This window comes from Arthrobacter sp. TE12232 (assembly GCF_054062615.1).
The window spans coordinates 2,914,069-2,937,804 of sequence record NZ_JBSSFK010000001.1 but is presented as its reverse complement, the minus strand read 5'-3'; the positions used below and the strand labels follow the sequence as shown (position 1 = coordinate 2,937,804).

Below are 23,736 nucleotides of genomic sequence, written 5' to 3'. Positions count from 1 at the left end.
CCTACGGCTCTACCGCGTCACCTAGTAATGACAGAAAAAGGAACATCATGGGAACCGACGACAAGGCCAACAACACGGTCATCCACCACATCGGTGCGGCCAAAGAAGGTGCCGGCAGGCTGACGGGCAACGAGGACCTCAAGCGCGAAGGCCAGCAGGAGCAGGCCCGCGCCAAGCTGCAGGAGGCCAGCGAACGTTTTAAGGACGCCGCCGCCGACATCGGAGAAAACCTCAAGGACGCCGCGCGGAAGCTCAAGGAAGGCTTCAGCAAGGAGTAGGGCCGGACTCCCCGCACGGAAGGCCCGTTATGGAAGCAGAGGAAAGCGACAGACTCGTGACTGGTTCACCCTCGGCGCCACATCAATTGGACCTCGTACCGGACGCATTCCTGGCCGGACGGGCCGCCGACGGCGACACGGCAGCCTTTGAGGCGCTGGCCCGCCGGCACGGCCCCCTCATGCGGGCCTGCGCCCGCCGCCTGACGGGCTCCCTCGCCGACGCCGACGACGTCGTGCAGGAATCGCTCATGCAGGCCTGGAAACAGCTCGATACCCTGCGCGACGGCGACGCAGTGAAGAGCTGGCTGCTGCGCATTACCGGCAGCCGCAGCATCGACCACCTGCGGAAGCGGAGAAACCATTCCAACCTCGGGGATTTGGACCATAGGGTAGAGGCCGGCGCGGGGACCGCTCACCAGGACCATCCGGAGAGCGCCGCCCTGAGCGGTTCCCGAATGGACGCCCTCAAGGCCGCCCTCGCCGCCCTGCCCGAGGAGCAGCGCCGCTGCTGGGTGCTGAAGCAGTTCAATGACCAGAGCTATGAGGAAATCGCGCAAACCCTGAACATCAGCACTGCCAGTGTCCGCGGCCGCCTTGCCCGGGCACGCATCACCCTGGCCCGCGAAATGGAGGACTGGCGATGAGCGCTCCCGGCGACATGCTCAGCTGCGGGCACAGCCTTGCAGACCTGAGCGAATACCTGGACACCGGACGGATCGGCGATCCGGGCCACCTTGCGGACTGTCCCGAATGCCAGTCCGGACTGGCATCCCTGCGAAGCCTCTCGGCTCTGGGCCATGAATTGCTCGACGCCGACACCGCCGCCGCCGGCAGCGGAAGCGATGACTGGATGAAGACGATCCTGGGCAACCTGCGCCTGGAACTGCGGCCGGGCCGGATCATTCCCCTGCGCTCCGACTCACCCGGGGACGTCCTCACCGAGACAGAGGGCTCAATTTCGGCGCTGATCCGCTCCGTGGCGGATTCGCTTCCCGGCACCGCCGCCGGAAAATGCCGCCTGTACGGGGACGTTACCCGGCCCGGGGCGCCCATCACCGTGGGCGTCGACCTCGCCGTCGTGTACGGGCATCCGCTGGAGGACCGCGCCGCCACCCTGCGCTGGAAGTTGGCCGCCGCCCTTGCCCGGCAGACCGAACTGAACATCACGGCGATCGACGTCACCATCACCGATGTCCTGGAGCCCCGAAAGCCGGAGCCCCTGAACCCCGAACCCCAGCATCCGGAGCAGCCCCCCGGGCCCGGCGCCCCGCCGACTCCACAGGAGGAGCCATGACCGAGCCCTTGCTTCCCGGGAACGGAACACCCGTGGCGCCACCCGCTGCAGCGCGCTCTTCCGGAGTGCTCGCTCCCGCAGCGTTCTCCGCGGCGTCGCTGCCGGCACAACTCCGTGAGATCATCCTGGCGGTCGACGGCGTGACGACGGTGTATCCGGCACGCCCGCTGTGGCAGACGATTGCCGGGGCGGCCCGGTCCGCCGTGGGCGGAGCAACACCGTCTCCGGTGGACGTCACCGAGGCCGGCACCGGCACAGCGATAACGACGGTCAAGGCGCGCATCGGAGTGAGCGGGGCGTACCCGGCGCCGGACGTGGCCCGGGCGGTGGCCGCCGCAGTGCGGCAGCATTTCAGCCCGCAGCCCGTGTCCGTCGAGGTCGCCATCGTCCACATCGGCGGCGACCAAATCGGCACCAACTAGGCTGCAGGCGCCGGCGGAGCCGCCTTCGCAGCGCAAAAAATGTGACAAAAGACAGCGGACGACAACTGAGGCTAAGATGTTCGACAGTTGTCGAAGGCGCCTGCGGATGGGTGAGTGGTGGAAGAGCGGCGCCGACGGCTGCGACGGACGGCCGCACCGGCGTCGCCTCTTCCCCCAAAGCCCCGGAAAGACGGGGGTTCCGGGCCCGTTCCGGCACCTCGCCGGACCTCCGTGCGGCGGGCATCAGCACGGCGTATCACCGACCGGCTGGTTCACCTACGCGGACTGCCGCGGCAACAGGGACCGCCAAATACCGGCCCTAATCTTGATCTACCCGCCAAAACTGTTACCTCCGTCACACTCTGACGGATCCGTGCGGACCGCATCGCGGAACCCCCGCCCGCTGCGACCGCCTGTGACAAGGAAGAAGCCTCATGTCTGAACGCATCACCACGGCCGCTCCGGCCACTGCAGAATCCGACATTGCACCATCTGAAATTGCTGGAACCGCCGTCTCCGCCCACGGCGCATCCGGCGCCGGGAGCCGCGAGCCGCACCTCGCCCGAGCCCTGGGCAACCGCCACATCCAGTTGCTCGCCATCGGCGGCGCCATTGGCACCGGCCTGTTCATGGGGTCCGGCAAGACCATCTCCCTCGCCGGCCCGTCCGTGATTTTCGTCTACATGATCATCGGCTTCATGCTGTTTTTCGTCATGCGGGCCATGGGCGAGATCCTGCTCTCCAACCTGAACTACAAATCCTTCAGTGACTTCGCCGGCGACCTCCTGGGCCCCTGGGCCGGCTTCTTCACCGGCTGGTCCTACTGGTTCTTCTGGGTTGTCACCGGAGTGGCGGACATCGTCGCCATCTCCGGCTACGTGGACAAGCTCGCGCCCGGCACCCCCTTGTGGATCCCGGCGCTGCTCACCCCCGTGGTGCTGGTCCTCCTGAACCTCCCCACCGTGAAGGCGTTCGGTGAAGCGGAGTTCTGGTTTGCCATCATCAAGGTAGTGGCCATCGTGGCCCTGATCGCCACCGGCGCGATCATGATTGCAACCCACTTCACGTCCCCCAACGGCGCGGTAGCCAACCTCGCCAACATGTGGAACGACGGCGGCATGTTCCCGCACGGCATGTTCGGCTTCATCCTCGGTTTCCAGATCGCGATCTTCGCCTTCGCCGGCATCGAACTGGTGGGCACTGCCGCCGCCGAGACCAAGGACCCGGAGAAGAACCTGCCGCGTGCCATCAACTCCATCCCGGTCCGTGTCCTGCTCTTCTACGTCGGCGCCCTGGTGGTCATCATGGCCGTCAACCCTTGGCGCACCATCGATCCCGCCAGCAGCCCGTTCATCGGCATGTTCACGCTCGCCGGGCTGGGGATCGCCGCCGTGGTCATCAACCTTGTGGTCCTGACCTCCGCGGCCTCCAGCGCCAACTCCGGGATCTACTCCACCTCCCGCATGATCTACGGCCTGGCCCAGGACGGGAACGCGCCGAAAGCCTTCGGAAAGCTGAGCAGCCGCAAGGTCCCGCAGAACGCGCTGCTGTTCTCCTGCATCTTCCTGCTCGCCGGACTCGTCCTGCTCTACGCCGGCGACTCCGTGATCGGTGCGTTCACTATCGTCACCTCCGTGGCCTCCGTGCTGACCATGTTCGTGTGGTCCATGATCCTGATCAGCTACATCGTCTTCCGCCGCCGTCGGCCGGCCCTGCACGCGGCGTCGAAGTTCAAGATGCCCGGCTCCGCCTTCATGCCGTACGTGGTCCTCGCGTTCTTCGTCTTCATGCTCGTGGCGCTGGCCCAGGCCGATGACACCCGCCTGGCACTCTTCGTGGCCCCCATCTGGTTCCTCCTGCTGGGTGCCGCCTGGCACTTCAACCGGAAGACACCGCTGCAGCAGGCGCGGATTGTGGAATGGCAGGCCGTCCGCTCGGAGGAAGTCGTCCGCACCACCGTCTGACCCCTGAGCCTCCGCTAAGCCTCGACAGAGACACCCCGGCACGGACACGCCGTGACGGGATGTGCAGGAGCCCCGACCGGATTCTTCCGGCCGGGGCTCCTGCCCTTGATCGTGCGATCGCCTGCGGTGCCTTTACTCCCGTGTCCTGACGGCAGCCGGGACGACGGCGACGCGCGGCGAGACAGCCACGGCGGCGACGCCGATCACCGCCGTCAGCGCGAAGACTCCGGCGAACGACGCCGCCGCCGTCGTCGCCGTCGAGAACGCGGCAAACACGACTCCCGTGCCGGCGAGGGCCAGGGCGCCGCCGAGCGAATCCGAGATGGACATGGCCGAGCTGTTGAAGCCCTCTGTGTCCCTGGTGGAGAGGGCCAGGGTCATGACGCTCAGGCGCGGATACATCAGTCCCATGCCGCCCCCGGCGAGGATCCAGCCCGCGATCGCGACAGCGGCCGGCCAGGCCAGTACCGTCGTCACGAACGCCAGGACAACGGCACCGAGGACCAGGGCCGAGCCGATCCGCACCGCCCGCCGGTGCTCCAGCCGGGTTCCCAGCCTGCCCTGGATGGCCGAGGCCGCCGCCCAGGCGATGGCACCGCCGGTGAGCGTGAGGCCCGCAAAAGTGGGGGCAAAGGCATAGCGTTCCACGAGCAGGTACGGCAGATAGACCTCGGCGCCGAAGAATGCGGCGGACGCGAGCCCGCGCGTGAGGATGACGCTCGGCAGGCCGCGCCGGGCGGTCAGGGTCCCGCGCGGCATGAGGGGACGGACGGCCAGTAGTGCGACGGCGACGGCGGCCGCCGCCAGCACGCCGCCGGCCCCCGGGACCTCGGCGGACAGGTTCAGGCCCAGCACCGCGAGCGCTGCCAGGGCTGCCAACGCCAACTTGGCCGGACCGCCCGGCGGACGGGCACCCCCGGCAGTCTCCACGGCTGCCGCCTCACCGCCTGCCGACCCTGGGGCTGGCGGGGCGGCTGCTGCGGCGCCCGGGGTTCCGTGCAGGCCGCGCAAAGACGGGGCCGTCAGGAGCAGGGCCGGGACCACGAGTCCCACCACGCCGAGGAAAACCCACTGCCAGCCAGCCACTTGCGCCACGACGCCGGCAGCGAACGGGCCCACCAGGGACGGGATGACCCAGGCCGCGGAAAAGGCGGCGAAGATCTTCGGATGCAGCACCGGCGGGTAGACCCGGGCGATGACCACATAGAGGGCCACCGTCAGCGCACCCCCGCCCAGTCCCTGGACTAGCCGGCCGGACACGAGAACCGGCATGGTCCCGGCGGTACCGGCGATGAGCAGGCCCAGCACGAACATGCCCACCGCGGCCAGGAGCGGCGCCACGGGTCCTTTGCGGTCGGACCAGCTGCCGGCGGCCACCATACCGATCACCCCGGTGGCCAGCGGCCCGGCAAAGGCCAACGCATAGAGGCTTGCGCCGTCCAGCTCCCGGCTGACGAGCGGCATGATGGTGGTCACCGCAAGAGACTCGAAGGCCGCCAGGAACACCAGGGCGCAGGCGCCGAGCGTCACCAGCAGGTAGCTGCGGTGGAAGATGCCGGCTGATTCCGGGACGGATTCCTGGCTGGATTTCTGACTGGAGGTCCGACTAGGTTTCTGACTGGATTTCCGACTGAGTTTCTGACCGTCGTGTGGGTCGGTTCGGGGCACGTGCCACAGCCTACAAGAGCGGCACGCCGCGCACATCAGCTGCGTGCCCCGGCCCCGGCCGTCCGGCCACGTCAGCGGGCCGGGTCAGCCGGCCGCATCGAGTCCCTGGGCCGGGACCACGACGGCGCCGCTCGCCCGCGAGTCCGGATTCAGCATCCACCCCACACGTTTCACGGTGCTCAACATGACGACGCTTTCCACGAGCTCGATCCCGGGCACCTTCTGCTGCAACGCGAGCTCGATCGTCATGACGTCGGCCAGGGACTGCAACCACATGATGATCACGAAGTTCGTCGGACCTGTGGTGGAGGCGCTGAGCCTCACGTTCCGCATGGTCTTCAGCTCGGCCGCGGCTGCCTCATGCCGGCCGGCGGGGACGTTGACGAACCACTGGCAGGTCACGGGGAAGGCCGAGAACTTCTGAGCCACCTCGCACCGGAATGACAGGATGCCACTGGCGAGCACCCGGTTGAGCTGCCGCTGGACGGTCGCAGGGTGCCGGCCCAGACCGCGGGCAATGTCGGCCGCCGTGGCGCGTCCGTCCCTGGCCAGGAACGGCAGGAGCGCCAAGTGGCTTTCCGGCAACGGTCCGAGGGCGGCGGCCTGGGCGGCTCCGGCGGTCTCGGCGCCGGCCAATGTGCGCACGGCGGCCTGCTGTGCCCGGCTCAGCACGTTGAGCCGCCAGGAGCCGCCGCTGGCGTGCAGCCTGGTGCACAGTGCGGTCTGGTATTTGACGAGGCCGTCGATCTCCTTCAATCGCGCGATGACCTTCAGGCTAAAGTCGTCCAGGGAGGGCGTAATGACGGTCAGCATGAGGTCCCGGTTGCTGGCTGCCTCCTCTACCGTGACGATTTCCGGCATCTCGGCGAGCCGGGCGGTGACGTCCTGGCGCCGGTTCATTTCGCAATCCACGGCGACGAACGCCAGGCACATCTGGTGCGGGTCGCCGATCAGGTGGGCGGTGACCCAGGAGACGCCTGAGGCCCGCAGCCGTTCCCAGCGGGCGGCGAGGGTGGTGGCGTGGGCACCCAGCACCTCCGCGGCATCCGCCCAGCTCAGGCGCGGAGCGATCTGCAGGACGTTGATCAGGGCGAGGTCGTCCTCGCTGAGTTCCATTATTCTTCCCCTCATTCGTGCACGAAAACTGCGACTCCAGCCGGTTTTTGCATTTTTTTCAGGCCTTTAGCAGCATGTGAACCATGTCACTTGAGAATAGACGCAGGCAGTCCTCACCAGACCCAAACCAAGCCGCAGCGACAAAACCAATTCGTCAATTACGCGATTCCGACAAACGACAAGCAAGGAGAAAACGTGCCGATCACCGCAGACGCCCGGGAAATGCAGGCGGACCTGGCCCGGTTCCGCCATGAGCTGCACCGGGAGCCCGAGATCGGCCTGGAGCTCCCGCGGACCCAGGAAAAAGTGCTGAAGGCGCTCGACGGGCTCGGCTACGAGATCACGCTGGGCCAGGCCACGACGTCGGTCACCGCGGTGCTGCGCGGGCAGGCTCCCGGAACGGGCGCCTGCTCCCGCCCCGCCGTCCTCCTCCGCGCGGACATGGACGGTCTGCCGGTACAGGAGAAGACGGGCGTGGACTACACGTCCAGGATCGACGGCGCCATGCACGCCTGCGGCCATGACCTCCACACGTCCATGCTGGCAGGAGCCGCCACCCTCCTGGCCGAACGCCGGCACCGGCTGGCCGGCGACGTCGTCCTGATGTTCCAACCCGGCGAGGAAGGCTTCGACGGCGCCAGCCACATGATCCGCGAAGGCGTGCTGGATGCCGCCGGCCGGCGCGTGGACGCCGCCTACGGCATGCACGTCTTTTCCGCCCTCGAACCGCACGGCACGTTCTGCACCAAACCCGGCGTCATGCTCAGCTCGTCCGACGGGCTGGTGGTCACGGTACTCGGCGCCGGCGGCCACGGCTCGGCCCCGCATTCGGCCAAGGACCCCGTGACGGCGGCGGCCGAGATGGTCACCGCCCTCCAGGTCATGGTCACCCGCCAGTTCAACATGTTCGATCCAGTCGTCCTCTCCGTCGGGGTTCTCCAGGCCGGCACCAAGCGCAACATCATCCCGGAAACCGCACGCATCGAGGCCACCATCAGGACCTTCTCCGAGGAATCCCGACAGAAGATGATGGACGCCGTGCCGCGCCTGCTGAAGGGCATCGCAGCGGCGCACGGCCTGGACGTCGACGTCGACTACCAGCAGGAGTACCCCCTCACCATCACGGACGAGGACGAAACGCACACCGCAGAGAACGTCATTGAGGGCTTGTTTGGCGATTCCCGGCTCGCCCGCTGGGCCACCCCACTGAGCGGCTCCGAAGACTTCTCCAGGGTGCTCGCCGAGGTCCCCGGGACGTTCATCGGCCTCAGCGCCGTCCCCCGGGACGCCGACCCCACCGCGTCCGCGTTCAATCACTCCCCATACGCCACGTTCGACGACGGCGTGCTGGCTGACGGCGCCGCACTCTACGCGGAGCTCGCCATATCGAGGCTGACCGCGCTTGCGGCAGCAGACGCCCCCGCCGCGACTGCCCCTGTCGCCGCTGCCTCCACCCTTTCCTAGCCCCACCCCCGAGGGAGAAGACCATGATTACAACCGCGTCCACGACGCCGGCAACCCGGACATCCACCCGCAAGACGATCATCGGCACCGGCATCGGCAACGCCGTTGAATGGTACGACTGGGCCATCTACGCCACGTTCACGCCGTTCATCGCCAGCCAGCTTTTCAGCAAGTCAGACCCTGCGTCCGCGGTGCTGTCCACGCTGGCGATTTTCGCCGTCGGCTTCGTTGCCCGCCCGTTCGGCGGCTTCCTGTTCGGCTGGATCGGCGACCGGATCGGCCGCAAGGCCTCCATGACCCTGGCCGTGGGGCTGGCGTCGGTGGGCAGCCTGATGATCGGCATCGCGCCGACCTTCGCCGCGGTGGGGGCCTGGGCCTCGTTGACGCTCCTGGTGGCGCGCCTGATCCAGGGACTGGCGCACGGAGGGGAGCTGCCGTCGTCGCAGACCTACCTGTCCGAGATGGCGCCGAAGGAACACCGCGGCTACTGGGCCACCCTGATCTACACCTCCGGCACGGTGGGAATCCTGTTCGGAACCCTGCTGGGTGCCGTGCTGAACATGACCCTAAGCACCGAAGTCATGAACGCGTGGGGCTGGCGCGTCCCGTTCCTGATCGGCGCGGCCATGGGCCTGTACGCGCTGATCATGCGGTCCCGGCTGCACGAAACGGACGTCTTTGAGGGCGAAGCCTCGGCGGAGAAGCGCGCCCCGATCTGGCCGCAGATTGTCCGCCACCGCAAGCAGGCCCTTCAGGTGATCGGCCTGACGGTCGGCCTGACCGTCATCTACTACATCTGGGGTGTTGTCGCCCCCAGCTACGCCACCACCGCGCTGAAGATCGACCGCGGCGAGGCCCTGTGGGCCGGCGTGATCGGTAATATCGTGTTCATCGCGGCGCTGCCCTTCTGGGGCAAACTGGCGGACCGCATCGGACGCAAGAAGGTTCTGTGGGCCGGTGCGATCGGCGCAGGCATCATGCACTTCCCGATGACCGCCCTGCTCAAGGACTCCGCCTGGCAGCTGGCCGTCAGCATGTCCGTCATGCTGATCTTCATCGCCGCCAGCGCTGCGATCGTGCCGGCCGTCTACGCCGAGCTGTTCCCCACGAGCATCCGCACCGTGGGCGTCGGAGTCCCGTACTCGATCTGCGTGGCGGTCTTCGGCGGCACCGCACCCTACCTCCAGCAGTGGCTCGGCACCACGGTGCAGATGCCGCAGCTGTTCAATGTGTACGCCGTGCTTCTGCTCGCCATCTCCGCGGTGTTCGTCTTCACCATCCCGGAGACGAAGGGCAAGGACCTCACCCTCTGAAACGGGGTCGGCCCTCTGTAGCAGGGTCGGCTCCCGATGCGCTGGCAGTTATGGCTCTTCTGGCGGGCTCAGAACAGCCATAACTGCCAGCGCATCGTGTTGAAGGGGTCAGCCGCCGACGAAGCGGGCCCGCCCGGCCCGGTACCCGAACACGGCGGCCAGCGAGCCCACCAGCAGGAACAGCACGCCCGCCGCGGCAAAGGATCCGGTGGCCTGGTGGAGCTGGCCGACCAGGAGGGTGCCGCTGGAGCCAAGCCCGTAGCCGACGCCCTGCATCATGCCGGAGAGGTGGGAGGCCGTGTGCCCGTCGCGGGTGCGGACCATGATCAGGGTCAGTGCGGCGGCGGTCAGGCTGCCCTGGCCCAGGCCGAGCAGGCCGGTCCACAGCCAGAGGAATTCGGTGGGACCGAAGATGCTCAGCGCGAACCCTCCCCCGGTCATGAGGGCCACCACCGTGTTGATGGCGCGCTGGTCCCGGAACCGGGTGGCCAGCGCCGGCGCGAACAGCGAGCCCAGCATCTGCAGCACAATCGAGGCCGAGACGATCAGTCCGGCCGTGCCGCCGTCCACGCCGCGTTCGCGCAGGATCGGGGCCAGCCACGCAAAGACGCTAAAGGACATCATGGCCTGCAGGACCATGAACAACGTCACCTGCCAGGCCACGGCGGAGCGCCACACGTTGACCCCGGCGCCCGTGCGGGGCTGCCCGCCCGGACGGGCCCGGAGCGCCGGGCGAAGGAACAAGAGAAGCACGACGCCGGCCGGCACCGCCCAGAACCAGAGCGCCGCTGTCCACTGCCCGGTCGCCCGGAAGACCGGGAACGTGAAGCCTGCACCGAGGGCGGCCGAGGCACAGATCGCAGTGGTGTAGAGCCCGCCCATGAGGCCCAGACGGTGCGGGAAGTCACGTTTGACGACGCCGGGCAGCAGCACGTTGCAGAGCGAAATCGCGGCACCGCACGCGGCGGTTCCGGCCAGCATGGCCGGCAGGTGCCCCACTCCGGGCAGCTCCACGGGCCGCAGCAGCAGCCCTGCCGTGAGCACGGCCATGGCACCGAGCAGCACACGCTCGGCACCGAACCGGCGTGCCAGTCCGGGGGCGAGCGGGGCGAACACGCCGAGCAGCGTCACCGGCACGGTGGTGAGCACCATAACCGCCCAGGCCGGAAGCCCGGCGTCGGCCGTGACCTCGGGTAGGACCGCGGCGAAGCTCGAGAACACCGTGCGGAGGTTAAGCCCGATCAGGACCAGGCAGACGCCTAAGTACGCGAGCATGCGGCGGCTGGCCGCGTGCGGCGGCCCGGCGGGCTCGTCCCTGGGAACGGCCCGTGGCGAAAGATCCTGCTGGTCAGTTTTCCCGGCTGAGGTCACCCGCCCCATTCTTGCAGTCCGGGGCCCCGGCGGCCTCGTTGCCAGGCGCCTGGCGGATTCCCGGGGCGGGCCGGGCCCGCAAACTCAACTATTCTGGAAAGGATGAGCGAATCCCCAGAAACCCCCGGCACGCCGGAAATGCCGCTGTCCGGCGCCCCGGACGAGACACAGTCGCCCCGCCCCGTGACCCCGGGCAGCCAGGCCTCGTTCGGCACATACGGGGGCCGTCCGGTCAGCTTCGTCCGCCGCGGCACACGCCTGCAGGGACGCCGCCAGGCCGCCTGGGAGGAGCACGCGGACCGCTGGGCGGTGGAGGTCCCGCGCCACGTCGCCAACACCTCCGTGCACCCGGACTACGTCTTCGACGCCGAAGCCGAATTCGGCCGCAAGGCTCCGCTGATTGTGGAGATCGGTTCCGGGCTGGGCGACGCCGTCTGCCACGCCGCCGAGGAAAACCCGGACAAGGACTTCCTGGCCGTGGAGGTCTACACCCCCGGCCTGGCCAACACCCTGATCAAAATCAACAGCCGCAAGCTGAGCAACGTCCGGGTGGTGGAAGCGAACGCCCCCGAGGTGCTCGCCACCATGCTGCCGGCCGGCTCGGTCACGGAACTGTGGGTGTTCTTCCCTGACCCGTGGCACAAGTCCCGGCACCACAAGCGCCGCCTCATCCAGCCGGCCTTCGCCGACCTCGCGGCCCGCGCCATCAGGCCCGGCGGCATCTTCCGGATCGCGACCGACTGGTCCAACTACGCCGTCCACGTCCGCGAAGTCATGGCGGGCTCCGCAGAGTTCGAGAACCTGCACGAGGGTGAGCGCGCCGGCGCGGACAGCCCCCTGACCCAGGTATGGGAATCCGGCGTCGAATCCCGGGTGGGCGGAGCGCCCGTCAAGGAGGGCCGGGCGCCGGTCAGCACCGAACACACCGGGCCCAACGAAGGCGTCGACGGGACCGGCGGCTGGGCGCCTCGGTTTGAGGGGCGGATCCTCACCAGCTTCGAGAACAAGGCCCACGAAGCCGGGCGCCTGATCTTCGATCTCAGCTACCGCCGCCGTTAGCTAAGACCGGCCCGCGGGAATCTGTTGCTGAACGCCTGCGCGTGGCACGATTACGGAAGAAGTTCGGTTATCGGGGCTGCCGGGGCTCCGGGACGCGGCTTGCCAGTTAGTACTAAGGAACCATCATCAAAGAAGAAATGAAGGACGCCGCGGACGTCGCCGAGGAAGTCACCAATTCCAAGCCGCTTGAAGTAGTGGCTCGGGCCGGGTTCGCCGTGTCAGGACTGTTGCACTTCCTCATCGGGCTGGTCGCAATCCGGCTCGCCATGGGCGGCCAGGGCCAGGCCGACGTGAGCGGCGCTGTGGAAGAACTCGCCGGGCAGCCGGCCGGGCCGCTGTTGCTCTGGACCTCGTTTGCCGCCTGCGTGGCGCTGGCCATCTGGCAGGCCAGCGACGCCATCTTCGACTTCGAGCACCTGCCCACCAAGAAGAAGGTCGGCAAGAAGCTCAAAGCCGGCCTGCAGGCCGTGGTGTACACCGGGTTTGCCCTCACCCTGGCCTCGGTCGCCACCGGCGCACACGCCGACCACCGCCAGTCAACCAGCGATCTGACCATCAACCTGATGAAGGCGCCCGGTGGCGTCGCGCTCCTGATTGTCATCGGCGCCGCGGTGGCCGTCACGGGGATCGTCTACGCGATCCGCGGCTTTCGGAAGTCCTTCATCAAGTACCTGCGCATGCCGTCCCAGAAGCAGGCACGCACCGCGGTGACGGTGGTCGGCGTCGTGGGCTACGCCGCCAAGGGCTTCGCTCTGCTGCTGGTGGGCCTGCTCATCATCATCGCCACCGTGAAGGCCCACCCGGAAGAGTCAACCGGGCTCGACGGCAGCCTCAAGGCCCTGCGCGAACAGCCGTTCGGTGTGTATCTGCTGGCCGCCGTCGGGGTCGGCCTGATCTGCTACGGCATCTTCATGGCGCTGCGCGCCAAGCTCGCGAAGATGTAGGTCCGCGAAGTTAAGGGGCCCGGGCGTGACCTGCCGGGGTTCATGCCCGAACGGTGTCCGCTAACCCTGCGGCACGGCGATGACGGCCACGGTCTGCTGCTGCTCATTGCGCATCTCGACGCTGGTGATCTTGGCCAATTGCACCGGCGTCGCCCCGGTGATCCGGACCTTTCCGGTGGGCGTGGCCGTCCATGCGCAGGCGCGGTCTTCGCCGCCGTCGCGGTCCTTCACCCACAGCGAGAGGGTCCCGTCGACGGGCAGGCTGCGGGCGTCCACGGCCAGTTCGGTGCCCCAGGTTTTCCTGACGAGTCCCACCGTGACCTCCAGCCCGCTGCTTGCCGTCACAGAGTAGCTTGCGTCAGGTTTGGCCGGCTGGTTCAGCAGCGGACCGGCCAGGATCCCCAGCGCCAGGCATGCGGCGGCGGCGCCGCCCACGGCCGACACCCACCGGCGCCGCACAGTCCGGCGCCGGCGCGCGAGCTCGTCGAGCAGCCTGCGCGGGACCGGCATGGGTTCCGGCCGAACAAGAGCCCGGTCCCGGGCGGCCGTAGCCGCCGCGGTGAGTCTGACGGCGTCGGGCACCGGGACCGCGTCGAGCAGCGCGGGGAGGCTGGCAAGTTCGTCCAGTTCCTGCCGGCAGTCCGCACAGACGGCCAGGTGCTGTTCGAAGGCGGCGGCCTCGGCCGGTTCCAGCCCGCCGAGCAGATACGCGCCGAGGAGCTCGTGCAGTCCGCCGCCGTTCACCGCTGCACCCCCATTTCGTCGAGAATTGTCCGCAGGGCCCGCACGGCGTAGAACGCCCGGGACTTCACTGTGCCGCTGGGGATCTTCAATTGGGCGGCTGCCTCCTGGACCGTGCAGCGGCGGTAATGAAGCGCCACCAGGACGTCGCGGTGCTCCGCGCTGAGCCGCAGGAGCGCCTCCTCCATCAGGACCTTGTTGAGTAGATCGTCGATGCGTCCGGCGGCGCCTGCGCCGTCGGTGGTGGCCGGAACTTCGCGGTCGCCGGTTTCCTGCGGGCGCCGCTGGGCCTTGCGATAGTTGTCGATCATGATGTTCCGGGCCGTCCGGAACAGGTAGCTGCGCAGGCTGCCGGTGATCTGCGGCGCCTGTTGCCAGACCCGCAGCACTGTCTCCTGGACGACGTCGTCGGCGAGCTGCGGGTCCCGGGAAGCGCTAAGGACGAACCGCCTCAAGGCCGCACCGTGGTCGCGGTAGATTGCGGCCACGACGTCCTCGTCCAGCGGCATGTCCCACCTCCCGCGAGTTGTGCTCTGCCCCCTGTAAGACGTACGGGCGCGCCCAATAGTTCAGTGTGCCCCGGGACTGCGCTGACGTGAACAGGGCTGCCCCTACGTGAACCATTTGGCGCCCCACATACGTCTTAGGGGGTAGCGCCGGCCTGGCGAGTCAGGCTGGCTCGAGTCAAGGAGCAGCAATGAAGAAGCATCTCAGCCTAGGCTTGACCGCGTTCGCCCTTGCCGCGCTATTGTCCGGCTGTGGCGGCGCGAGCACAACGACGTCAACGTCGGCAGCGCCGGCCCCCTCCTCCAGCAGCGCTGCGGCCAGTTCGGCGCCGGCGTCCACGTCCGCTGCGGACCTCACGGTGGCCCAGTCCACGGCCGGTGCGATCGTGGTGGGCAGCAAGGGACTGAGCGTCTACTCCTTCACTAAGGACACGAAGGACTCCGGGACCAGCACCTGCACCGCCGGGTGCGCGACGACGTGGCCCCCGGTCACATCGACGTCGGCGACCCCCACCGTTGACGGCGTGACCGGCAAGGTCGGAACCATTCCCACAGCTGACGGAAAGCTGCAGGTGACCATTAACGGGATGCCGATCTACTACTACTCCAAGGACCAGGCCGCGGGAGACATCACGGGCCAGGGCGTCGGCGGGGCCTGGTACCTCGTGGCACCGTCCGGGGAGATGATCAAGAGCGCGGCGGGCGGCTACTAAAAGGCACCCGGGCAATGCGCCGTGCGGCAGGGGCGGTCTCGGCAGCAACGCGCAATGGCGCCGCCGCCGAGACCGCAGGGAAAGCCGCTTAGGCGCCAGCCTCTTCGAACTCCACTGTCTCTTCGAACTCCACGGCGGCGAGGATCTCGTTGGTCCGCGGGTTCAGCATGAAGGCCTCGTCGTCGTCTTCGAGCATGAGGAATTCGCCCTGTTCGGTGGTGAAGTGCCAGGCCAGGGTGGTCTCCCCGTTGTGCTCGTAGTTGGGATCGCCCATGGTGATCCGTTCCAGGCTGTGCCCGGCAATGTCGCACAGCTCCCGGATAATCTGTTCGAACTCCGGCGCGTCCAGGAGGGCTTCGGCCGCTGCGGCGGCCTGGCGCTCTGCGAGGTCGGGGATGCGGGCCACCCTGCCGGCGATGTGGGCATCGAGGTCATCGTCGTCAAGGACCAGCAGGTCCGGCTGGCCGCGCAGCCACGCGGCATTCAGTGCCACGATGTCCTCCGCTTCGAGGACCGTTTCGAATTCCCCGTCCAGTTCTTCGATGCGCCGCACGGCGTCGGAGACGTCACCCTCCGGGTCGTCGGCCTCCGTGTCGCCTCCGGCGACCCAGCTGCTGCCGCCGTCGAGGTAGGTGTCGACGTCGGTGTCGGTCAGGGCACCGAAAGCCGCCACCGTTCGGTTGAAGAGGTCCAGATGCGCGGCCGCGCCCATGCCCGCCAGCCCTTCCCGGACATAGGGATCGATTTCCTCGCGTTCCGGCACGGTGAACACGTACTGCGCGAAGCCGCCGGCCTGCGCCTGCGTCAGGTAGAAGTCCACGTAGTAGCTGCGCAGCGCGGTCGGGGAGATCTCGTCCGCATCCAGCAACTCCTCGAACATGGCGTTGACCACGTTGACGTTTGCGTCGACGACGTCCTCGTTGCCACCCCTGAGGCTTTCCGTTGTCAGCACGGTCGGGTAGCTGTGGGCGGACTGGCTGGTGGGCTCACCGTTGGTCATGCGAAATCCTTACTGCTGGAACTGCTGATACTCCGGACCCCTCCACGGTAGGTCCGTCGTCCCTGCCGGGAGCCGTGCCCCAGTTGAACGTCAGGCGAAGTTTGGGGGATGTTCCCCGGCGGCCGGCGAAGTTCCGGGGACCTTAAAGGCTCGCTAAGATGGATCAGATGACCTCCTGCCGAAAGTAGCGCGCACATGCCATCCCATCCGGACGAGAGTGCGGCACTGGCAATTCAGACTCCCGCGATCAACGACCGCTCCCTTGCGGCCGGACTTGCTTACGCCATGGGGAGCCGCGTTTCCGGAATGTCTTTCGATGCCGCCACCGGGCTGCTCCTGGGCAAGGTGCGGGGCGGCGCCGACGTTCCCTACTCCACGACGGCCAAGCTCGTGCGGAAAACCGGCGGCTGGAGCTGCACGGTGGGCGTCTGCAGCTGCCCGGTACGCAAGGATTGCAAGCACGTGGCGGCCCTGCTGTTCTCGGCCGAAGACAACCCGGCCATCCGGATTCAGCTGCTGGCCCCGGCGGAGTCCACGAGGCTGTCCCGCCAGAGCGCGCCGCCGGAGCTGGCCGACTGGGAGCAGGCGCTCAGTCCGCTGATCGCCAGCCCGGGCATCACCCCGTCCGCCAACGGCACGCCCCTGGCGCTCCAGTTCGACGTCGAGGAACCCGCCCCGCATTTTTCCTACACCGGCCGCCGCGATCCGCTCCGCAGCGTCCGCCAGCTCAAGGCACGGCCCGTGATCATGGGGGCCAAGGGCAAGTGGATCCGCGGCGACGTCTCCTGGAGCACGCTGAGCTACCTGAACTACCGGCGTGAATGCAACGAGGCGCATGTGGAGTGGATGCAGGAGTTCCTCGCCTCGCACACCGCCGTGGCGAACCGCCAGCATGCCGGCACCGGGCTGTGGCTGGGGCTCAACACCTACGCCGGCAAGAACCTGTGGAGCCTGCTGTCCCAGGCCCAGAAGATCGGCCTCGCCCTGGTGCACAGCCGCGGGACGGAGCCGGTACGGTTAGTTCAGGAGCCGGCCGCCGTCGGGCTCAACCTGGCGCGGTTCGGCACTGGCGGGGACGACGGCGGGCTGGAACTCGCGCCGACCATCACGGTGGAAGGCGAAGTGGTGGATCCGGCGTCGGTGGAGACCATCGGCCGCCCGGCGCATGGAATCTTCCTGACGTCCGACGGCGGCGCCCTGCCCGGCGGCGCCCCGACCGACCCCATCATCACGCTCGCCCCGCTGGAAAGCGGGCTCAGCGAGGAACTGCTGACCTTCGTCACGGGCGGGACCACCCTGCACATCCCTGCCCGGGACGAAAGCCGCTTCCTGACCGGTTTCTATCCCAAACTCAAGCAGACCGCCCGGGTAACGGCCTCGGACGAGTCCGTGGAACTGCCCGCGCTTGCCGTCCCCACCCTGTCCCTGCTGGCCAACTACGGTGCCGACCACCGGGTCCGGCTGCACTGGGAATGGCATTACAAGTCCGGGAACCTCGTCACGGCGCAGCCGTTGTGGCGGCATCCGGGCGACCACGGCTACCGGGACGACCCCGCCGAGGCCCGCATCCTGGAAGCCGTCGGGCAACCCTGGGACGTGGTCCCGGCCCTGGGCGAATCCGCGACCGGAGGCTGGGGCACGCCGCGCCTGGCGGCCACGGCGGAACTGTCCGGGCTGGACACGCTCGCCTTCACCGAGGACGTGCTCCCCCGGCTCCGCGACCTCCCCGGCGTCGCGGTGGACACCTCCGGCGAAATCGCGGACTACCGCGAAGCCGAGGAAGCGCCCGTGGTCGCGATCTCCACGAAGGCTACGGACAGCCGCGACTGGTTCGATCTGGGCATTGTCATCACCCTGGAAGGCCAGCCGGTGTCCTTCGCGGCGCTGTTTTCCGCCCTCGCGGCCGGGCAGACCCGCATGCTGCTGCCCAGCGGGGCGTACTTCTCCCTGGACCTGCCGGAGCTGCACCAGCTGCGGGCATTGATCGATGAGGCCCGCTCGCTGCAGGACAACCCGGGCGACAAAGACGCGCCCCTGCAGATCAGCCGCTTCCAGGCCGGACTGTGGGACGAGCTCGCGCACCTCGGCATCGTCGACGAACAGGCGGCTGCCTGGCGCGAATCCGTTGGCGGCCTGCTGGAAGGCGACATCAAGGGGCTGCCGCTACCCGCGACGCTGAACGCCGAGCTCCGCCCGTATCAGCTGGAAGGCTTCAACTGGCTGAGCTTCCTGTACCGCCACGGGCTGGGCGGCGTGCTGGCTGACGACATGGGCCTGGGCAAGACCGTCCAGGCCCTGGCATTGATCTGCGCCGCGAAGGATGCGGCCACAGGAGATGAAGCCCAGTCCGACGCCGGGACCGCACCCTTCCTCGTCGTCGCCCCCACCAGCGTGGTGGGCAACTGGGAGGCTGAGACGGCGCGGTTCGCGCCGGGACTGACGGCGCGTGCCATTGGCGAAACTTTCGCCAAGAACGGTGCGGACCCGGCCGAGGCGATGGCCGGCGCAGACATCATCATCACCTCGTATGCCCTATTCAGGATCGACTACGAGGCCTATGCGTCCCGGACCTGGGCGGGCCTGGTCCTGGATGAGGCCCAGTTCGTCAAGAACCACCAGTCCAAGGCCTACCAGTGCGCCCGCAAGTTGCCGGCCGCCTTCAAACTCGCCATCACCGGCACCCCGCTGGAGAACAACCTGATGGAGTTCTGGGCGCTGACCTCGATCGTGGCGCCCGGGCTCTTTTCCAGCCCCAAACGGTTCGCCGAGTATTACCAGAAACCGGTGGAAAAGAACGGCGATAAGGCACAGCTGGACAAGCTCCGGCGCAGGGTCCGGCCGCTCATGATGCGGCGGACCAAGGAACAGGTCATCCGGGACCTGCCGCCCAAGCAGGAGCAGATCCTGGAAGTCGTGCTGAATCCGCGGCACCAGAAGGTCTACCAGACGCACCTACAGCGGGAACGCCAAAAGATCCTGGGCCTGATTGACGACGTCAACAAGAACCGCTTCACCATCTTCCAGTCGCTGACCCTGCTCCGGCAGCTCAGCCTGGACCCGTCGCTGATCGACCCCTCGCTCTCCGGGGTACGGGCCAGCAAGCTTGATGTCCTGTTCGAGCAGCTCGCGGACCTCGTGGCCGAGGGCCACCGGGCCCTGATCTTCAGCCAGTTCACCGGCTTCCTGGGCAAGGTCCGGGAGCGCCTGGTCGAGGAAAACATCGAGTTCTGCTACCTCGACGGCAGCACGCGCAACCGCTCCGACGTCGTGAACGAGTTCAAGAACGGCGCCGCACCGGTGTTTCTCATCAGCCTCAAGGCCGGCGGCTTCGGCCTGAACCTGACCGAGGCCGACTACGTGTTCCTGCTGGACCCGTGGTGGAACCCTGCGTCGGAGGCCCAGGCCGTGGACCGGACCCACCGGATCGGCCAGGCGCGGAACGTCATGGTCTACCGGCTGGTCGCCAAGGACACCATCGAGGAGAAGGTCATGGCCCTCAAGGCGAAAAAATCCCAGCTCTTCGCCGACGTCATGGAAGGCGACGCGCTCAGCGGCGGCGCCCTGACCGCCGAGGACCTGGCGGGGCTCTTCAACGACTGACACGGTTGGCCAGCAACGCGGCCGGGTCCCCGGCCCGGACTTCAGCCGCGGGGCCGGGTCCGGAGCCGGGCCAGGAGCGTCGCGGCGAGCAGCGCCGTCGTCATTTCCAGCACGATGACCGCCAGCAGCGCACCGGCACCGGACGGCGCCGCACCGGAGGCAGCGGCCGCGGCACCATGATGGCTGTGGCCCTCGGCGCCGGACCCGACGCCGAGGAGCAGAACCGCGTGGACCCCGGTCATCACCAGTGCCGAGGCCATGACCTGGCGCAGGGAGCTGACCCGTCCGTGGCGCCAGATGTGCACGGCGCACGGCAGGCACACCGCCACCATGGCGAGCATGAGCACGTTTAGCCAGGTCCCGTGCTGGTTCCCGGCGACAAGCCACAGGTGCGCGAGGCACGACCCCGCCGTCACGGCGGCGCAGATCCGGGGATGGAGCACGATGCCGGACCGGCGGCCCCATCTGAGGGCGACACTCACGGCGTCGGACTAGCTGTGGCAGTGGCCGCCGGCGTCGCCATGGCAACCGGAGGACTGCTGGGCGTTGGCGGGCACATCCAGGACGGGGCTGCGGTCAAAGAAGCCCTCGGGGCGCAGCTTGAAGCCGGCCGTGTCCACGGGCATGATCGGCCAGTCCTCGGGCCGCGGGAAGTGGGTGAGGCCGAAGGTGTGCCAGAGGACGATGTCCTGGCCGTCCAGGTCCCGGTCCTGGGCGATGTAGGCCGGCAGACCGGCTCCGCCGGCGTGCTGGTTCACGAAGTCGCCCGTGGGGTACATCTCGTCTTCGGCGAACCGGGTCACCCAGAGGTCTTTCGTGGCAAAGGCGGCACGCCGGGCGATGGAAGACTCCGGGTCCGCCAGCAGGGTGGGCTGCCCTTCGGCATGGAGCTTGTAGGCCACGGGTTCGCCGAGGCGGTTGCGTGATTCCGGGTTGGAGATGACCCAGGTCCGGCCGCTGCGGGCGTCGGCCTCGCGGGCGCCATCGGATTCACGGGCGATCACGGTGCGCTTCCGGGAGAAGGCGTTGCCGCGTTCGTTGCCTTCGCCCATCGCCTGCCGGACCACGTCTTCTTCCTCAACCCGGTTGGTGAGGCCGTCGATCGCCATATCCAGGCGGGCGCTGAACAGGTGCTGGTGGTACGGGGCGCCCAGGCCCGGGGCGAGCTGGGAGATGTTGGCCGATCCGCCCTCCGGGTAGGCGGAGGTGAAGACGACGCCGGTGGCCTTGGCCTCGAACTCAATGGTGCCGTCGAGGTAGAGGTACCAGTAGAAGCCGTAGTCGTAGTTGCCGATGGTGGTGAAGAAGGAGATCACCAGGCGGCGGTTGCGGCGGGTGTAGTTGATGCCCGTCCAGAGGTCACTGTGCTTGGCCAGGATCCCCCAGTCTTCCTCGTGCATGCAGATGCCGTTGCGGATCTCGCGGGGGTTGCCGAAGGCGTCACTGATGACGGGGCTGAGGTACGTGATCTCGCCGAGGCAGTCGCAGCCAAGCTCCAGGGAGTTCGCGTACTGGCCCACGAGGTATTCGCCGGTATCGAAGTAGTTCTGCCAGGACCGGATCGGCGACGGGTCCCCGTACGGGACCACCATTTCGGCGATCGACGCCCGGTTGATGACGGGACGCAGCCGGTCGCCGTCCCGGAACGCAAGGTTGTGGAGCACCACGCCTTCGCGGACATCGAAGCCGACGTCGACGCTCCACTTTTCCCACTCGATGTGATTCCCGCCGGTGACGGTGAAGCTGGGCCCCTCTGGCTGGGTGATGTTGATGGGCTTCTGCGTGGTCCGCAGCGGCCCGGTCAGCTCAGGATCCGTGTAGTTGCCGTGTTCGGCGGGAATCGGGACGACGCCGGTGTCCAGCACCTGTGTGACTTCCTTGCTGACGACGTCGACGTACGCCACGAGACCGTCCACGGGGTGCGCCCAGGCGCTGTCTTCCGGGAAATCCTGAACGAAGGCCAGGCCACGCAGGATTCGGCGTCCTTTTTCCTCCGGGTATTCGAACACACCGGCAGACAGCGGGGCGACGCGGACCTTGCTGACGTCCAGGCCGCGGCTGGCCAGCGCCTTGAGCCACCGCTCGTCCGTGGCCAGGAGCTGCTCGACGACCTCGAACTCCTCTTCCAGGACAGGAAGCTCGCCGGTCACCGCTGTGTCCAGCTCGACGACGGAGACCACCGCACCGCTGGACACCGAGACGGTCACGTCGGCCGGGCGCCCTCCCGAGACGTCGTGGATGAAGGCCCGGAACCGGCGGTCCTCGCTTGCCTCCGGCGCGTTCCTGGCGGGGTCCACCAGGCCCAGGTACGCGATGCGCTTGCTCTCGCCCAGCAGGCCCGCCGCTCGCAGGATGCCTTGGACTGCGGTGATTTCGACGTCCGCGGCCAGACTGTACGGGCCATACGGAGTGCGGGTGTCAGTTTGTGCGGTCATCATGACGGCCTTCGATCGGGGACCCTGGCGGGTCAGAACTTTATTTTCTATACTTGTAGAGAATACGGAAATGTAAGCTGTGCCACAAGAGTCCGACGCAAAATAATTGGGGAGCTGTCCGGTGCCAAAGATTGTCGACCACGACCAGCGGCGGCTCGAACTCGTCGACGCCACATGGCGGATTATCGCCCGGCTCGGGATCGAAAGTGCCACCATGCGGGAAATTGCCCTCGAGGCCGGCTTTGCGAACGGCGCCCTCAAGCCGTACTTTCCCACCAAGGATGACCTGCTGACCTTCGCGTTCGGGCACGTCTTCAACCGCACCAACGAGCGCATCGCGGAAGTCACCGCCGGGCAGGTCGGGCTCGCGGCCCTGCGGGCATTTTGCGTCGAGGTGCTGCCGCTGGATGAGGAGCGGATCAATGAGGCCCGGATTGTCATCCCGTTCTGGCAGAAGGCCATCAACGACCCCGACAAGGCCCGGATCCACCGGGATTCGATGGAGCAGTGGCTTGCGGCCATGCGGCGGTACCTGGCCGAGGCCCGGCACGCCGGGGCCGTCACCACCGCCGTCAACGACGCCGCCCTGGCCGGCCAGCTGCTCAACCTCCTCCTCGGCGCGCAGATCGCGGCGGCGCTCGCCCCGGAAGGCCAGGTGCAACTCGGGCTGAACGAGCAGCTGGAGGGATTCCTGACCCTGCTCGGCTGCTAGGCGCCTGCAACAGTCTTTTTTCGCCAGCTGTCGAAAAAAATGACATCGGCGGGCTGCGGGGCTACCCTAAAAGGAGTGTGTCCCATGACACAGTCCCCAAAATACGACGGCGTCAGGATCTTCGATGACCGCAGTTGCAGCCCGACCATCGTCCAGTCCCGCCGGGCAGGACGTCCAGACCAGCACGGCAGCCTCCTTCGAGCACTGGCGGCACCTCATCGCGGAGTCCTTCGTTCCCCTGGGCGCCTCGAGCCGCGATGCGGACAACTTCCGCGGCCGCATGCGGTCCCGCAGGCTGGACCGCGTGGCGATCGTCGAAGTCTCCTCCACGAGCCATGAGGTCCACCGCACGCCGGCACTGATTGCCCAGTCCAACCAGCGCTACTTCAAGCTCAATCTCCAACTGCAGGGCACCGGACTCCTCATCCAGGACAACCGCGAGGCCCTCCTGTGCCCTGGCGACCTCTCCATCTACGACACCAGCCGCCCGTACACGCTTGCCTTCGAGGGGGACGCCCGGCTCATGGTGGTGATGTTCCCTTGGGATGCGCTGTCCCTGCCGCCGGACTGCATCGCGCAGCTTTCGGCCGTGCGGATGGCGGCGGACAGCGGCCTCGCCGGGATCGTCGGGCCGTTCATCTCCCACCTCGCGGAGAACCTGGATGCGCTGAGCGGCCCCAGCGGCTCGCGCCTTGCGACGAACGCCCTCGATCTCGTCTCCACGATGCTGCACTCAGAACTGGACATGTCCCCGGACCGGATGCGGCCGCAGGCCCTACTCGCGGCCTCCGTCCGCGAGTACATCGACGCCAACCTGGCCGATCCCATGCTCTCGCCGGCGTCCATCGCGGCGGCCCACTTCATCTCCACCCGGCATCTGCATAACGTCTTCCATGAATCCGGGACCACCGTGGCTAGCTGGATCCGGACCCAGCGGCTGGAAGGGGCGCGCCGCGAACTGCGGGATCCGCTCCTGGCCGGCATGCCGGTAGGGGCCGTGGCCGCGCGCTGGGGCTTCCTGGATGCCGCCCACTTCAGCCGTACCTTCCGTGATGCCTTCGGCGAATCCCCCAGCGACTGGCGGCGCGGCGCCTGAGCCTGGCCTTCCACCCGGATTCGGACGCGGAAGGGGCGGT

Annotated in this window: 21 protein-coding genes; 13 read left to right on the top strand and 8 right to left on the bottom strand. The window is 67.9% G+C overall.

Features of this window, described 5'->3' with window-relative positions; all coding sequences use genetic code 11:
* Positions 1-47: 47 nt before the first annotated feature.
* The 5 genes from ACVWZ7_RS13035 (at position 48) to cycA (ending at position 3,958) form a co-directional block, all read left to right on the top strand.
* A complete protein-coding gene (locus ACVWZ7_RS13035; RefSeq protein ID WP_116767244.1) occupies positions 48-278 on the top strand; it encodes a CsbD family protein in 231 nt (76 codons plus the stop codon).
* 56 nt (positions 279-334) lie between these two features.
* Positions 335-922, top strand: coding sequence for an RNA polymerase sigma factor (locus ACVWZ7_RS13030; protein ID WP_456508081.1), 588 nt, complete (start codon positions 335-337; stop codon positions 920-922).
* On the top strand, positions 919-1,572 hold the full coding sequence (locus tag ACVWZ7_RS13025; protein ID WP_456508080.1) for an Asp23/Gls24 family envelope stress response protein: 654 nt from the start codon (positions 919-921) through the stop codon (positions 1,570-1,572). Before ACVWZ7_RS13030 ends, ACVWZ7_RS13025 begins: the two co-directional genes overlap by 4 nt.
* Complete coding sequence (locus ACVWZ7_RS13020) at positions 1,569-1,994, top strand: hypothetical protein (protein WP_456508079.1); 426 nt, start codon at positions 1,569-1,571, stop codon at positions 1,992-1,994. Before ACVWZ7_RS13025 ends, ACVWZ7_RS13020 begins: the two co-directional genes overlap by 4 nt.
* Positions 1,995-2,428: 434 nt before the next feature.
* Positions 2,429-3,958: a D-serine/D-alanine/glycine transporter gene (gene cycA / locus ACVWZ7_RS13015; protein WP_456508078.1), complete on the top strand. Its 1,530-nt coding sequence runs from the start codon at positions 2,429-2,431 to the stop codon at positions 3,956-3,958.
* A 132-nt stretch (positions 3,959-4,090) separates the two neighbouring features.
* On the opposite strand, the gene ACVWZ7_RS13010 is transcribed toward cycA, so the two are convergent.
* On the bottom strand, positions 4,091-5,512 hold the full coding sequence (locus ACVWZ7_RS13010; RefSeq protein WP_344366081.1) for an MFS transporter: 1,422 nt from the start codon (positions 5,510-5,512) through the stop codon (positions 4,091-4,093).
* Between the two features lie 198 nt (positions 5,513-5,710).
* Complete coding sequence (locus ACVWZ7_RS13005; RefSeq protein ID WP_456508077.1) at positions 5,711-6,742, bottom strand: Lrp/AsnC family transcriptional regulator; 1,032 nt, start codon at positions 6,740-6,742, stop codon at positions 5,711-5,713.
* A 195-nt stretch (positions 6,743-6,937) separates the two neighbouring features.
* Here ACVWZ7_RS13005 and ACVWZ7_RS13000 point away from each other — a divergent pair, with 195 nt between their 5' ends.
* Together ACVWZ7_RS13000 and ACVWZ7_RS12995 are read left to right on the top strand one after the other, a co-directional pair.
* Complete coding sequence (locus ACVWZ7_RS13000) at positions 6,938-8,206, top strand: M20 metallopeptidase family protein (RefSeq protein ID WP_344365999.1); 1,269 nt, start codon at positions 6,938-6,940, stop codon at positions 8,204-8,206.
* A gap of 23 nt (positions 8,207-8,229) precedes the next feature.
* Positions 8,230-9,519 (top strand): MFS transporter, encoded by a 1,290-nt coding sequence (locus tag ACVWZ7_RS12995; protein ID WP_116767248.1) that lies wholly within the window; start codon positions 8,230-8,232, stop codon positions 9,517-9,519.
* 108 nt (positions 9,520-9,627) lie between these two features.
* Here ACVWZ7_RS12995 and ACVWZ7_RS12990 read toward each other — a convergent pair whose 3' ends face one another.
* The gene (locus ACVWZ7_RS12990; RefSeq protein ID WP_456508076.1) at positions 9,628-10,899 is read right to left on the bottom strand and encodes an MFS transporter; all 1,272 of its coding nucleotides are present in this window, start codon (positions 10,897-10,899) and stop codon (positions 9,628-9,630) included.
* A gap of 93 nt (positions 10,900-10,992) precedes the next feature.
* Here ACVWZ7_RS12990 and trmB point away from each other — a divergent pair, with 93 nt between their 5' ends.
* Together trmB and ACVWZ7_RS12980 are read left to right on the top strand one after the other, a co-directional pair.
* On the top strand, positions 10,993-11,949 hold the full coding sequence (gene trmB, locus ACVWZ7_RS12985; protein ID WP_456508075.1) for a tRNA (guanosine(46)-N7)-methyltransferase TrmB: 957 nt from the start codon (positions 10,993-10,995) through the stop codon (positions 11,947-11,949).
* Positions 11,950-12,086: 137 nt separating this feature from the next.
* Positions 12,087-12,893, top strand: coding sequence for a DUF1206 domain-containing protein (locus tag ACVWZ7_RS12980; protein WP_116767250.1), 807 nt, complete (start codon positions 12,087-12,089; stop codon positions 12,891-12,893).
* Positions 12,894-12,953: 60 nt separating this feature from the next.
* On the opposite strand, the gene ACVWZ7_RS12975 is transcribed toward ACVWZ7_RS12980, so the two are convergent.
* Both ACVWZ7_RS12975 and ACVWZ7_RS12970 read right to left on the bottom strand, forming a co-directional pair.
* Positions 12,954-13,637 (bottom strand): anti-sigma factor family protein, encoded by a 684-nt coding sequence (locus tag ACVWZ7_RS12975; RefSeq protein ID WP_456508074.1) that lies wholly within the window; start codon positions 13,635-13,637, stop codon positions 12,954-12,956.
* A complete protein-coding gene (locus tag ACVWZ7_RS12970; RefSeq protein ID WP_456508073.1) occupies positions 13,634-14,143 on the bottom strand; it encodes a sigma-70 family RNA polymerase sigma factor in 510 nt (169 codons plus the stop codon). The genes ACVWZ7_RS12975 and ACVWZ7_RS12970 overlap by 4 nt, the downstream gene beginning before the upstream one ends.
* 188 nt (positions 14,144-14,331) lie before the next feature.
* Between ACVWZ7_RS12970 and ACVWZ7_RS12965 the strand changes: the two genes are divergently transcribed.
* Positions 14,332-14,853: a COG4315 family predicted lipoprotein gene (locus tag ACVWZ7_RS12965; RefSeq protein WP_344366011.1), complete on the top strand. Its 522-nt coding sequence runs from the start codon at positions 14,332-14,334 to the stop codon at positions 14,851-14,853.
* 88 nt (positions 14,854-14,941) lie between these two features.
* Here ACVWZ7_RS12965 and ACVWZ7_RS12960 read toward each other — a convergent pair whose 3' ends face one another.
* Positions 14,942-15,853 (bottom strand): DMP19 family protein, encoded by a 912-nt coding sequence (locus tag ACVWZ7_RS12960; protein WP_456508072.1) that lies wholly within the window; start codon positions 15,851-15,853, stop codon positions 14,942-14,944.
* A gap of 195 nt (positions 15,854-16,048) precedes the next feature.
* On the opposite strand from ACVWZ7_RS12960, the gene ACVWZ7_RS12955 reads away from it, so the two are divergent.
* On the top strand, positions 16,049-19,453 hold the full coding sequence (locus ACVWZ7_RS12955; protein ID WP_456508071.1) for a DEAD/DEAH box helicase: 3,405 nt from the start codon (positions 16,049-16,051) through the stop codon (positions 19,451-19,453).
* Between the two features lie 41 nt (positions 19,454-19,494).
* Here ACVWZ7_RS12955 and ACVWZ7_RS12950 read toward each other — a convergent pair whose 3' ends face one another.
* The gene (locus ACVWZ7_RS12950) at positions 19,495-19,935 is read right to left on the bottom strand and encodes a hypothetical protein (RefSeq protein ID WP_116767256.1); all 441 of its coding nucleotides are present in this window, start codon (positions 19,933-19,935) and stop codon (positions 19,495-19,497) included.
* A 9-nt stretch (positions 19,936-19,944) separates the two neighbouring features.
* A complete protein-coding gene (locus tag ACVWZ7_RS12945) occupies positions 19,945-21,891 on the bottom strand; it encodes a primary-amine oxidase (RefSeq protein WP_456508070.1) in 1,947 nt (648 codons plus the stop codon).
* Between the two features lie 118 nt (positions 21,892-22,009).
* Between ACVWZ7_RS12945 and ACVWZ7_RS12940 the strand changes: the two genes are divergently transcribed.
* The gene (locus ACVWZ7_RS12940; RefSeq protein ID WP_456508069.1) at positions 22,010-22,600 is read left to right on the top strand and encodes a TetR/AcrR family transcriptional regulator; all 591 of its coding nucleotides are present in this window, start codon (positions 22,010-22,012) and stop codon (positions 22,598-22,600) included.
* A gap of 124 nt (positions 22,601-22,724) precedes the next feature.
* Complete coding sequence (locus ACVWZ7_RS12935; protein WP_456508068.1) at positions 22,725-23,696, top strand: AraC-like ligand-binding domain-containing protein; 972 nt, start codon at positions 22,725-22,727, stop codon at positions 23,694-23,696.
* Positions 23,697-23,736 lie beyond the last annotated feature (40 nt).

What these genes read in the sequence shown, in the direction of transcription:
- ACVWZ7_RS13035 (WP_116767244.1), top strand. Translation starts at nt 48, where the DNA reads ATGGGAACCGACGACAAGGCCAACAACACGGTCATCCACCACATCGGT.
- ACVWZ7_RS13025 (WP_456508080.1), top strand. Translation starts at nt 919, where the DNA reads ATGAGCGCTCCCGGCGACATGCTCAGCTGCGGGCACAGCCTTGCAGAC.
- ACVWZ7_RS13020 (WP_456508079.1), top strand. Translation starts at nt 1,569, where the DNA reads ATGACCGAGCCCTTGCTTCCCGGGAACGGAACACCCGTGGCGCCACCC.
- cycA (WP_456508078.1), top strand. Translation starts at nt 2,429, where the DNA reads ATGTCTGAACGCATCACCACGGCCGCTCCGGCCACTGCAGAATCCGAC.
- ACVWZ7_RS13005 (WP_456508077.1), bottom strand. Translation starts at nt 6,742, where the DNA reads ATGGAACTCAGCGAGGACGACCTCGCCCTGATCAACGTCCTGCAGATC.
- ACVWZ7_RS12995 (WP_116767248.1), top strand. Translation starts at nt 8,230, where the DNA reads ATGATTACAACCGCGTCCACGACGCCGGCAACCCGGACATCCACCCGC.
- ACVWZ7_RS12990 (WP_456508076.1), bottom strand. Translation starts at nt 10,899, where the DNA reads ATGGGGCGGGTGACCTCAGCCGGGAAAACTGACCAGCAGGATCTTTCG.
- trmB (WP_456508075.1), top strand. Translation starts at nt 10,993, where the DNA reads ATGAGCGAATCCCCAGAAACCCCCGGCACGCCGGAAATGCCGCTGTCC.
- ACVWZ7_RS12980 (WP_116767250.1), top strand. Translation starts at nt 12,087, where the DNA reads ATGAAGGACGCCGCGGACGTCGCCGAGGAAGTCACCAATTCCAAGCCG.
- ACVWZ7_RS12970 (WP_456508073.1), bottom strand. Translation starts at nt 14,143, where the DNA reads ATGCCGCTGGACGAGGACGTCGTGGCCGCAATCTACCGCGACCACGGT.
- ACVWZ7_RS12965 (WP_344366011.1), top strand. Translation starts at nt 14,332, where the DNA reads ATGAAGAAGCATCTCAGCCTAGGCTTGACCGCGTTCGCCCTTGCCGCG.
- ACVWZ7_RS12960 (WP_456508072.1), bottom strand. Translation starts at nt 15,853, where the DNA reads ATGACCAACGGTGAGCCCACCAGCCAGTCCGCCCACAGCTACCCGACC.
- ACVWZ7_RS12955 (WP_456508071.1), top strand. Translation starts at nt 16,049, where the DNA reads ATGCCATCCCATCCGGACGAGAGTGCGGCACTGGCAATTCAGACTCCC.
- ACVWZ7_RS12945 (WP_456508070.1), bottom strand. Translation starts at nt 21,891, where the DNA reads ATGATGACCGCACAAACTGACACCCGCACTCCGTATGGCCCGTACAGT.
- ACVWZ7_RS12935 (WP_456508068.1), top strand. Translation starts at nt 22,725, where the DNA reads ATGACCGCAGTTGCAGCCCGACCATCGTCCAGTCCCGCCGGGCAGGAC.